The sequence below is a fragment of the Mycobacterium sp. genome, assembly GCF_035314665.1.
GTDB lineage: Bacteria > Actinomycetota > Actinomycetes > Mycobacteriales > Mycobacteriaceae > Mycobacterium.
In genome coordinates this window covers 1-11165 of record NZ_DATFZD010000309.1, presented here as the reverse complement: position 1 = coordinate 11165, position 11165 = coordinate 1, and the positions used below count along the sequence as shown (strand labels likewise).

The 11165-nt window shown below is 63.3% G+C and carries 12 protein-coding genes and 1 pseudogene; 11 read left to right on the top strand and 2 right to left on the bottom strand.

All coding sequences use genetic code 11. The features are described 5' to 3' along the window. The 7 genes and pseudogenes from VKI00_RS21640 to VKI00_RS21610 all read left to right on the top strand — a co-directional run. The coding region (locus VKI00_RS21640; protein WP_324441058.1) for an EAL domain-containing protein at positions 1 to 837 on the top strand (837 nt) is incomplete at its 5' end. 123 nt (positions 838 to 960) lie between these two features. Next, positions 961 to 1302, top strand: a pseudogene (locus tag VKI00_RS21635) (GGDEF domain-containing protein); the annotation flags it as partial. 292 nt (positions 1303 to 1594) lie between these two features. Continuing rightward, positions 1595 to 2233, top strand: a complete 639-nt coding sequence (locus VKI00_RS21630) for a dTDP-4-dehydrorhamnose 3,5-epimerase family protein (protein ID WP_324441056.1) — start codon at positions 1595 to 1597, stop codon at positions 2231 to 2233. 5 nt (positions 2234 to 2238) lie between these two features. After that, positions 2239 to 2478, top strand: a complete 240-nt coding sequence (locus tag VKI00_RS21625) for a polysaccharide biosynthesis C-terminal domain-containing protein (protein WP_324441054.1) — start codon at positions 2239 to 2241, stop codon at positions 2476 to 2478. Positions 2479 to 3092: 614 nt separating this feature from the next. Further along, positions 3093 to 4253, top strand: coding sequence for a phosphotransferase (locus tag VKI00_RS21620; RefSeq protein WP_324441052.1), 1161 nt, complete (start codon positions 3093 to 3095; stop codon positions 4251 to 4253). Positions 4254 to 4430: 177 nt separating this feature from the next. Next, entirely contained in the window at positions 4431 to 5405 is a 975-nt protein-coding gene (locus VKI00_RS21615; RefSeq protein WP_324441050.1) for a GDP-mannose 4,6-dehydratase, read from the top strand. 430 nt (positions 5406 to 5835) lie between these two features. Next, complete coding sequence (locus VKI00_RS21610; protein ID WP_324441064.1) at positions 5836 to 6165, top strand: PAS domain-containing protein; 330 nt, start codon at positions 5836 to 5838, stop codon at positions 6163 to 6165. An 18-nt stretch (positions 6166 to 6183) separates the two neighbouring features. Here VKI00_RS21610 and VKI00_RS21605 read toward each other — a convergent pair whose 3' ends face one another. Next, entirely contained in the window at positions 6184 to 6840 is a 657-nt protein-coding gene (locus VKI00_RS21605; protein ID WP_324441048.1) for a helix-turn-helix domain-containing protein, read from the bottom strand. Between the two features lie 171 nt (positions 6841 to 7011). Beyond that, positions 7012 to 7713, bottom strand: coding sequence for a ScbR family autoregulator-binding transcription factor (locus tag VKI00_RS21600; RefSeq protein ID WP_324441046.1), 702 nt, complete (start codon positions 7711 to 7713; stop codon positions 7012 to 7014). Between the two features lie 482 nt (positions 7714 to 8195). On the opposite strand from VKI00_RS21600, the gene VKI00_RS21595 reads away from it, so the two are divergent. From VKI00_RS21595 to VKI00_RS21580, 4 genes are all read left to right on the top strand, one after another. Beyond that, positions 8196 to 8561, top strand: coding sequence for a PAS domain-containing protein (locus tag VKI00_RS21595; RefSeq protein WP_324441062.1), 366 nt, complete (start codon positions 8196 to 8198; stop codon positions 8559 to 8561). 871 nt (positions 8562 to 9432) lie between these two features. Beyond that, positions 9433 to 10548: a low specificity L-threonine aldolase gene (locus VKI00_RS21590; protein ID WP_324441060.1), complete on the top strand. Its 1116-nt coding sequence runs from the start codon at positions 9433 to 9435 to the stop codon at positions 10546 to 10548. Positions 10549 to 10561: 13 nt separating this feature from the next. Then, a complete protein-coding gene (locus VKI00_RS21585; protein ID WP_324441044.1) occupies positions 10562 to 10768 on the top strand; it encodes an FAD/NAD(P)-binding protein in 207 nt (68 codons plus the stop codon). A gap of 74 nt (positions 10769 to 10842) precedes the next feature. Next, positions 10843 to 11165, top strand: a 323-nt coding sequence (locus VKI00_RS21580; protein ID WP_324441042.1) for a homoserine O-acetyltransferase/O-succinyltransferase family protein, incomplete at its 3' end; no start/stop codon positions are given.

Sequence of the window (11165 nt, the reverse complement as noted above, 5' to 3'; positions counted from 1 at the left end):
CTGAAAAGACTGTTCCGAAACGAGATCGAACTCCATCTTCAGGGCCAGATCGACCGTGAAGCGCTGTTGCTGCACTACCTTCCCGAGGTTGACCTGCGGACCGGCGCTATCGTGGCCGCTGAGGCGCTCGTCCGCTGGCGGCACCCGACGCGAGGGCTGCTGCTACCGGATTCTTTTATCGGCGTAGCCGAATCGATTAACCTCGCCGATGAACTTGGCCGATGGGTGCTACGAAACGCCTGCGCCGATTTCAGCGGGTGGCGATCGCGCGGGGTAGGGCAAAATGCGGCATTGCGTGTCAATGTGTCGCCTCTTCAGCTGGCAGGCCGAGGTTTCGTCCAGACTGTCGCCGCGACCATCGGGGAGTTCGGCATCGATGCCGGATCGCTGTGCCTCGAGATCACCGAGCGCGCAGTAGTTCACGACATTGAAAGCACACAGCGAACCCTCGCGGAGTTGAAGGAGGTCGGCGTCCAGATCGCGATCGACGACTTCGGCACCGGTTACGCTGTCCTGTCACACCTGAAGTCACTTCCAGTCGATACGCTCAAAATCGACGCGGGATTTGTGCGTGACCTCGGGTCCAACGCCAACGACCTCGCGATTATCCGCGCGATCATCGGCCTGGCCGAGGCATTCAGTCTCCAACTGGTGGCCGAGGGCGTCGAAACACCCTCTGCCGCAACGACTCTGATGCAGCATGGCTGCCAACGAGCCCAGGGATACTTGTTTTCGCGACCGATCCCGGGCGACGCCATGGAGTCGTTACTGGCCTCCCGCTGGATTTCGATGCCTTTTCGCGGCGACAGCAGGGCCCTGACCGAGGCGGCGATCTAACGCCACGCCGGCGCGTAGGAGTCTCGGCAGCAGCGGTGATTCGAGTCGTGCGCCAGACGTCTCGACCGGCGACCGAGCGCTTCGACTGCGACCGACGGCTAACTAGGTTGTCGATGGACCCAGCTTTTTGCGCAGCTCCAGGCTCGCATTGCCGCCGAAGAGCGGCTTCAATACCTCGTCGAGCATGACGATTTGACCGCTCTGCATAATCGCCGGGCTCTTATTGCGTACCTCTCCGAGAGACTGGAAGCGGGACGGCCCGGACCCGTCTCGGTCTTGTATCTCGACCTCGACCGGCTGAAGTCAATCAACGATTGCTTTGGTCATAGCGCCGGCGATTGGTTCATCCAGGTATTCGCCGAACGCCTGCGGATGAGCGCGGGAAAGAGCATGACTGCCCGGATCGGAGGGGACGAGTTCGTCATCGTTCCGGACCCGACCATGTCGATCAAAACTGCAGAAGCTCCTTCCTGATTGACCCGGACCCGCGCACCGTAGCCTCGGTCCGCCACGTCACTCCAGACACAGAGCCGGCTGGATGTGCCGCAACGCCTCGCGGGCAAGGGAACTCGCGAAAATAAGGCAACGACGCGTCCGGCACGATGGCCGGCAGCAGCAGTTCCCACATCCGACGCAGTCGCTCGATGTGGTCTCCGCCGGGCATGGCCTTAGATAGCAACTGCGCTCCGAACATTGCACCAACGATCGACTCAAGACCGGGCATGTCGACGAGCGCCTGTTCTGGAAGGAGAGGTAGATGAAATACACACCCGCTGACGTAGCAGGGGTGACGATCATCGACATCGAACCGCACCGCGATGGTGGCGGCTTCTTCACCCTTGCACTCTGCACCAACGAATTCGCCGCCTACGGACTGATTTCCAATGTCGCGCAGACGAATATCTCCTACAAATACGCCCGAGGCACTTTGCGGGGTCTGCACCGTCAGATGCCGCCATACCCCCAAGCCAAGCTGGTGCGCTGCACCCGCGGCGCAATTGTCGACGTTGCCGTTGACGTCCGCCCCGAGTCGCACACCTACGGCAAGCACGTCATGGTAGAGCTAAGCGCCGACAACCACCGGGCGCTGTTCTTGCACCCGTACGTCGCACACGGCTTCCAGACCCTGACTGACAACACCGAAGTCCTATGTCAGGTCAGCGGCGTCTACGCGCCGGTCGGCGAGCAAGGATTCCGCTGGCAAGACCCGGAATTCGGCATCGCGTGGCCGCTGCCGGTCACGGTCATCTCCGAACAGGACGCCAACTGCCCGCTCTTAGAACCGGTCGGGAGCGCGGCATCATGGGTGTCGTCGACGAACTGCTGGCGGAGCGGGCGGGCCAAACAAACCGGGACCAGCAGCGATTCCTGTTCCAGTTTTGCATCAGCACGCTAAACATCGTGCTAAATCTCGCTTTGGCCGGGCGATTCGGAGCTACCGGAGCTGGCGTCGCTCTGTTGTGCACCGAGCTGTTCGGCATGGTGATCGAGACCTGGTGGCTGCGCCGACGCTCCCGCTACCGCACGCCGGTGATGCTCCTGCTGCGGGCGATGCTGGCGACGGCGACAAATTTCGCGGTGGCACGGCTGGTGTCTGGCCACCACGTGGTGGTGATCGTGACCGCTGTCGCTTACCTGTGACCAGCATAGCGGTCGGCCCCGTCACCTGGCCGACATTGGCCTGGATACACCGGAGGCAGGCATAGTAGTACGGCAGCCGATTGGCGGTGGTTGATCCTTACCGACGAACCACTGCTCCCGTGGCCGGGTTAGCGGAGCGGGCGCCGCGAGCGATCTCTTTCACCACTACACCGCCCAAACTATTTGTCCGGTCCAGGCGAATTGAAGGACTCGTGGCGGTCGTACCCGCACCCCTGACGTTTCGACGTCGACCACATGCTGCCTCGCTGGGGTGGCGCTCTTTCCGTCGACGTCTTCTGTCGGTCCGCGGTCTGTCCTTCGAGTGACATCTCGAGTATATGGATGGGCTGTGGCGCAGTCAAAGACTAGAAGTCTTGGCAGATAACTTCTATTATGCAATCAGTATGTAATATCTGCTGTAGTTGCATCATCGGTATGGTCGCACTCGGGCGCTGCCGCCGTAGCCGCGGCCCGCCTCCGCGCCGGTCTGATAGGAGCAACATGGACCTTAGGCAAACCGAACATCCGCTCGTCCTGCTCTATCTCGTGCGGGCAGCGCGACAACTCCGTCATACTGCGCGGCCCCTCCGTACCGCGTCGGCGGTGGTCGGCCAATGAGCACAAGGCGGATCAGGTCGACGGCGCCGGCCCGGCTGATCGATGCCGATGATCTGCCGATCGGTCTTATCGACATCGAACTCAGCATGCCGCCGACCGAACTTGTCGGCGACACGGCCGTGGTCCTGCTGCGTCCCGAGCAGGGACCGCCCGCGGCGGTTTTGAAGGAAGCCCGCGGCGTGCTGGGAGCCGCTGAACTGCGCACGCAGCGGCGCGTGCTCGCCGAACTCGCCATCCACCCGCGACTCGACGAACAATGGCGCGAACTGCTGCCGCGGATCCTAGCCTTCGACGAGCGCCCCGATGCAACCGCGTCCCTGGAGTCCTATCGGCCGGGAATCGACCTGGCGGAGATGCTGGCGCGCCACCCGAACCGTGTCGAGGAGCTGACCGCTGCGGCCCTGAGCGCCATCGCACCGCTGCACGAGCGGACTGCCACGCTCATCGTCGTCGACGACGTCTGCCTGTTGCGACGATGGGTCATCGAACCACTGGCCGAGCTGACAGACATGTGCCGGCGGCTAGATCCCGGCCTGGTTCCCGAGGTCGACCGGCTTGGAACGATACTGCGGCAGGCCCTCGTTGGCCTGCGTATGGCGGTGAGCTGGACGCACGGCGGCTACACCCCCGGCAACGTTCGGGTGGCCGGCGTGCAGGGCCCGGTCACCGGCATCGTGGACTGGGGTGGGGCGCGGCCGGGCCAGCCGGCGCTGATCGACGAGTACTTGATGATCCTGACGGCGAGCTGCCAGGTGGAGCGAGCTGATCTGGGCACAGTCGTCACTGAGCGGCTACGGGCGGGCGGCCTCTCAGACCGCGAGCGTCATGCGCTGCGTGGCGCACGCGACCGGCGGGACGCGGACATTGGCGACCGTGGGCGCATCGATAGACGCGTCGACGAGCGTGTTGCCATTCTGCTTACCTGGCTGCACCATACTGCCGACTTGTGGCGCAAGTGGGCCACCCATCCAAACCACCACATCTGGTGGGCAACCAACGTGGCTCCGGTGCTTGACGCCGTCGCCGCGTGCCACGGATTCGATGTTTCAAGCTCGCGGACCCGCGCGGGCCGCGGCGCCGCAAGCGGTGCACCGATGATCAGGTCGCAGCCCGTCGAGGATGCCGCACAGGCCCCGGGAAATCAGGCCACTGGCTGACCATGCAAAACGAACAACGAATGCTCACAGAACATGGTCGGCCTGATCGCCTGGCATGGCGGTTTGTACCGCCCGCGCCCGCGCACCGGGATCTCGCCGCGGCGGCGTCATCGCCGATTCCGCCTCAAACCGGTTGCCGCCGTCCGTAATTCACCGTCGAACTGGAGATAGCTGATAATGCGTACCCTCGTCACCGGCGCTGCCGGATTCATCGGTTCCACCCTTGTCGACCGCCTGCTGGAGGAAGGACACCAGGTGACAGGAGTCGACAATCTCAGCGCCAGCCCCCGCGTTGCCAACCTCGAGTCGGCCCACCGGCACAACGACCCCGGTCGCTTCACCTTCGCCGCGGTTGACATCCGGCACCCCGAGCTGTCCGGCATCGTGGCGGGCTCCAGCCCCGACGTGGTGTTCCATTTGGCCGCCCAGGTCGATGTGCGCAGGTCGGTTGAGGATCCGCTATTTGACGCCCGCAACAACGTGCTGGGCACCATCAACCTGCTGGAGGCGAGCCGGCAGGCCCGAGTTCCGCGGATCATCTACGCCACCTCGGGTGGCGCCCGCTACGGTGCGCCGGCCACCTTGCCTGCCACCGAGGACACTCCCGTGGACCCGCTTTCCCCGTACGCGGCGGCCAAGATCGCCGGAGAGTTGTACATGCGCGCCTACGCCGGCATGTACGGGCTAACACCAATCTGCCTCGCACTGGCCAACGTCTATGGGCCACGGCAAGACCCACACGGGGAAGCCGGCGTGGTCGCGCTCTTCGGCAGTGCGATGATCTCCGGCCGCCCCACGACCATCTACGGCGACGGCAGCGCCACCCGCGACTACGTTTACGTCGACGACGTCGTGACTGCCTTCCTGTGCGCCGCGGATGCGCCGGTCACGACCGGCACCTTCAACATCGGCACTGGCGTACAGACGTCGGTCACCGAGCTGCACCAGCTGATCGCGGAGACAGTCGACGTTTCGCGCCCGCCCGATCACGCCGAGGCCCGCACCGGCGAGGTTCATTCAAGCGCACTGGACCCGACCCGGGCGGGCCGGGTGCTGGGCTGGAAACCCGACACCGACCTCACCGAAGGCATCAAGCGCACCGTCGACTGGCTGCGCGGCATCCTCGATCCCCAGCCGGCTGCACTCGTCTAGGTCTGAGAGGGTCAAATGCGTCGGCCAGCCATCGCGCGTCCTCGGGGCGCTGGTCGAAGTCGCGAAAGCAGGCAGGTAACCGTACGACCGGTGTAACCAAGCAGCCAGCCGACCTGGAGGATCAGTAGCGGCCAATAGCCGGTCAGCCACGGGCACATCGGGATCAAGACAAGCTCAGGCACAACAATGTGGACAGCTCAAGTCGGCCTTATGACAAGCTGAAATTTACCTTAGTGAAGTCTGAGGATTTTCATTGTTTTGATCTCGCCGCGTTGCTACTGTGCCATCCATGACGAATGCGCGGTTACTTGGTGGGGGCTCATCCGGCGACGCCGCTGGCATGGACGGCCATCGGCGGGTGGAGCGGCGGCGCAATGGGAGTTCCGGCGATTCACCGACGAACATCCTGAGGCGGTTGCCTGCTGTAGTGATGTTGGAGCGGATCCCGGTTCCTACGCTCGCTATAACGCGGGATGGCATCATCTTGTTCGCGAATACGGCGTTTGCCGAGATGGTGGGGTACAAGCAGGACGGGTTAGCGGGGTTGGCGTTCCCTGAGATCTTCCATACCGTGCCGCCCGAGCTAGCCGCGCTTTCTGGCGGCGATGCAGTCGCGAATCTGGTGGTGCAGCTGCAGCATTGTGAGGGTTGGACGGTGCGAGCCAAGATGAGCAAGTCGGCGCTGAAGCGTAGCGATGATCCGGTTGTATTGGTGACGTTTGAGAATTTGACCGAGCGACTGTGGATGGACAAGCAATAGTGCAGGTGGTGTGCTCAGTCAGGTGAGCCGGTGGTCTGGTGCGTGGCGCAGGGACTCGCGGGCGAGAAACTCCCGGAAGTAGGGCAGCGATGTGTCGGTCACGATGGCCGGCAGGAAAAGTTCCAGGGATCGGGTTAGTCGCTCGATGTGATCGATGCCGTCTGCTGTCTTAGAGAGGAGTTGCGCGCCCAGCATGGTGTTGAGGATTGCTTCGGTGACCACGTCGGGATCGACGCCTTCCCAGAGGTCGTCTTCGGCGCTTGCGCGTCTGGCCTGGGTTGTCATCAAGTCCAACAGGCTGCTCCAGGCACGGGAGGCTGCGCTGTTGAATTCGGCCAGTCCGCGGGTGAGTTGTTCAGCTGTGCGGGCCGTTTTGTCGGAGACAAGGAGGTCTGCGACGATGAAGACGCCGTGGATCAGGTTTTCGAGTGCGGGCGAGGATGATTCGCACACGTGGCGGAATGCGTCGCGGGTGAGGTTGGTGCCTTGTTCGATGATGGCGGTTGCCAGCGCTTCTTTGGAGTCGAAGTGGTGGTAGAGGGCGCCTTTGGTCATGCCCGCACGCTCGATGATCTCACCTAGTCCTGCGGCCGCGTAGCCGACCTCACTGAACAGATCTATCGCCGCATCAAGGAGCTTTTGGCGGGTGGTTTCAGACCGGGCTTGGGGCACCATCGTCCCTAGACCTCCGCAGTGCGGGAGACGTGTCCTGCCGCCGCGGCCGATCGGCACTATTTATGTCGCTGTCCGTGGCCGCAAGCCAACATTGGGCTAAGGATCGGTGTACGCCGTGGCGGCAGCGGTGGTGTGAGGGCATTGTCAGAGCGACTGTAGCGAAAAACTGTTTCACGCGAATGCGTGACGTCGTTTGATGAATTGGGTGAAGTAGTCGATTCGGTCGGGATTGGCGAAGCCGGGTAGTGCCAGCTCCCATGCTTTCTGGAGGTTATCGAGATAGAGCTCGGGTTGGTCGAGATCGCTGACTCGGCGGATACCCACCCACAGCGCCACCAACATTTTGGCGATGTCTTCAGGATCGTGGTGGTCGACGACGTCGCCCTCGGTGGCTGCTTTTTGGATGAGCGTGGCGACGAACTCGATCCATGATTGCCACAGTGCGGAGGGCAGGAGGGTCGTGTTGTCCAGGGTATCGAGCAGTCGGACGCCAGCTCGGGCCACCTCGTTTTGGGTGTCTTGCACGGCACGGAAATAGAACAGATCGATTAGTGTTTCGAGTCCCGACATCTTGCGGGCAAGCAACTCGGTGACCGCTGCACGGCTCATCTCGGCGAGGTCGTCGACGATCGCCAAGGCCAGTGCTTGCTTAGACGGGAAGTGAAAATACATTGCCCCTTTGGTGAGTTCAGCCTCTGCCAGGATGTCATCGAGGCTGACCATGCTGTACGAGCGGCGGGCGAACTGGCGTGATGCGGCGGCGATGAGTCGTTGGCGCGTGGTGTCGGCTCGCCGTTCGCTGGCCTCGGTCATCGCCCCGCCTGTCTCGTCGCGGCCGCCGCGCAGCGGCAGGATCGCTTCGCGCCACGCCAATTCCGCCGCTGAGTCGGTCCCCTCGATGATAGGGGACGGTGACGTGTACCCAGTGCTGACCCGCCTGGGGGCGGCGCTGTGTCAGTCGACGTCTTCCGTTGGTCCGCGGTCCGCTCTTCACCTAGCATCCCGCGTTTACTCATGGTTTGTATGTTACTAGTAGACTGTGAGTTTGATAAAATCATTGCATTCTGACTATTAGTATGTATGCTGCTCAGTCAGGTGTATCGCCAGTATATGCGTGCGGTCGCACCAAGGCGCCGCGGTAACCCGGCCCGTCCGCCTCCGGGTCGGCCTGCTTCCGTTAGGAGGAGCACATGTCGGTCGTGACCACACAGCCGGAGATGCTGACGTTTGAGCCATCCACGTCAAACGCGCGGTTACTCGCTGGGGGCTCACACGGCTACCCCCGCGACGGCGCTGGCATAGGCGGCGATCGGCGGGTGGAGCGGCGGCGTAATGGGAGATCCGGCGATTCACCGATGGACGTCCTGACACCGTTGCCTGCTGTGGTGGTGTTGGAGCGGATCCCGGTTCCTACACTCGCTGTTACGCGGGACGGCATCATTTTGTTCGCGAATACGGCGTTCGCGGAGATGGTGGGTTACCGGCAGGACAGGTTAGCGGGGTTGGCGTTCCCTGAGATCTTCTTCCATACCGTGCCGGCCGGGGTGGGCGCGCTCTCTGGCGTTCATGCATTGGCGAATCTGGTGGTGGAGCTGCGGCATTGTGAGGGTTGGACGGTGCGGGCCAAGATGAGCAAGTCGGCGCTCATGCGCCGCGATGATCCCGTTATGTTGGTGACATTTGAGAATCTGACCGAGCGGCTGTGGACGGGCGAGCGCTAGTGTCGTCCGCGCTGACCCTGCTTGGCGGACACAGGGTTAGGCGGTTCTCTTCTGAGTGGTTCGATTCTTGTATTCGGCTGGCCTGAGCATGCCGAGGGCCGAACGCCCGCGTCGGTTGTAGATTCGCTCCACCCAGTCGCCGACGGCAAGCTTAGGGCCGGTGCGGGTGGGCCCAAGGTATCGGTCGTAGAACTCGACTTTTACTGTTGCCCAGAATGATTCGGCGCCAGCGTTTTCTCAACACGCCAACGCGCCTGACTGAACGGGTCAGATTGTGCCTGCGGGCGAACCGCCCCAGCTCCAGCTCGCCGCACATGGCGACCGCCATGGCCAGCGCGGACTCGACTAGATCGGCGCGGATGTGCTCATCGATGGTCCAGCCGATTACCCGCCGCGAGCAGCCATCCCGGACCGCTCATAAATACAGCCAGCACTTCCCGGTGCGCTGATTGGTGATATCAGACGTCCACACTCGATCCAGGACCCCAGTGTCGAATCGGCGTTCGACCAGGTTCGTCGGGAGGAACTGCCTGACAAAACCGCGCGGTCTGCTTACTACCCAGTCTTCCGGGAGTCGGAGCTTTCTGCGCTAAAGCAGATGACTAAATGTAAGCTATCTGCTTCTATTACAGTATAATAGTATGTAAGCTAGGCCTCAAGTGCATCATCGGTATACACATACCCCCGCACTCAAGCGTCGGCGTAACAACGCCGGGTTGGGCTGTTTCCGTCGGGAGGAGCACATGTCGTTGGTGACCACACCGGCAGAAATGCTGACGTTGACGGCTGGAGACCCCGGGCCGCCCGCGCACGTCACTGTCGTCATTCGCTCGTTATCGTCCGAAAGAAGCAGGCCGGGGCTGTGATCGCCATGGCGCCATGTCGCTCCTTCACCAGCGACAACACCGCCGGTGGTGCACCCGAGATCATCGCAGCTGTTGCGGCGGCAGCCTCCGGGGATGCACCGCCCTATGGCACCGACAGTTGGACTTTGAGCGCACGACGCCGCTTCAGCGAGATCTTTGATTGCCACGTCGATGTGCTCCCCGTTTCCACCGGCTCAGCGGCGAACGCATTGAGCTTGGCCGCGCTGACCCCACCGTGGGGCAGCGTGTTATGCCACCGCGACAGCCATATCAACAACGACGAGTGCGGCGCACCGGAGTTCTTCACAGGGGGTGCCAAACTCATTGCCCTGGGTGGGGAAAACGCCAAGATCGATGCCGACGAGCTGCAGGCCGCGGTGCACCGCAAGGTCGGAGACGTGCACAGCGTGCAACCCTCCGTGTTGAGCCTCACCCAGGCAACCGAGACCGGCGCGGTATACACCCCCGCCGAGATCGGACACCTGGCCTGCATTGCGAAGCACGCGGGCCTGCGCGTTCACATGGATGGCGCCCGCTTCGCCAACGCCGTCGCCGCATTGGGCTGCAACCCCGCCGAGCTAACCTGGCGCGCTGGCGTGGACATGCTGTCCTTTGGCGCCATCAAGAACGGGAGCATAACCGCCGATGCGATCGTCGTCTTCGAGCGCTCCCTGACCACCGAGCTCAGCTTCCGGGCTAAGCGAGCCGGACAACTCGCCGCCAAGATGCGTTTCGCCGCTGCCCAACTCGACGCCTACCTCGCCGACGATCTGTGGCTGCGCAGTGCCTGGCACGCCAATGCCATGACCGCGCGGCTCGAAGAAGGGCTGAAGTCCATTCCCGGCACTCGCCTTGTGGGCACGCCAGAGGCGAACATCATCTTCTGCCGCCTGCCCCAGCAGGTCATCGACGGACTTCTTGACCAGGGTTACGGCTTTTACCACGGCCGTTGGGAGCCAGGTGTCGTCCGTTTCGTCACCTCCTTTGCCACCACGACCCACGATGTCGACGAGCTGGTACACGCGGTCCGCCGACTAACCGCGGCCGCGATCGACGAAAGCGGGTCTGAGCTGGCTCGAACGCAGAGATCAGCCAGCGGCCGCCGATCTGAGGTGGCGTAATGGTACGCGTCCGATGATCGAGATGGCCATCGTGGGGCTTGGCTCGTGGGGTCTGTGCGTCATGGAGCGGACGGTGAGCCGGGCCCGGCGAGCAGGGACGCCGATGCGGCTGCACGTGGTCGAGCCCTCTCAGCTCGGAGGCGGGGTTTACGCCGCCGAGCAGCCCGACTTCCTGGTCCTCAACAACGCCTGCGGTCAGCGGTCACCTACACCGACGTGAGGTATTGAGCAGTGAGCGTGGGACTGGCCGGGGCCCTCGACCCGGGGGCGGCGCCGGAAGGGACCGACGGACCGGTGCCGTGGACGTGCGCCCTGGTCAACAACATGCCCGATGCCGCCTTCGGCGCCACCGAGCGACAGTTCGTGGGCCTGCTGGACGCCGGGTCCGGGTGTAAGACGGTCGTCCTGACCCGCCACACCATGGCCGGGGTGCCCCGGGGCGAGCGGATCCGGGCCCGTATCGCCGCCGAGTACCGTCCCCTCGAGGACATCACCTCGGACCCCCCCGACCTGCTGGTGGTGACGGGCTGCAACCCTATCGAGTCCCGCATCGAGGACGAGCCCTACTGGTCCGATCTGTGCGGCCTGCTGCGGTGGGGGAGCGAGAACGTGCCGGC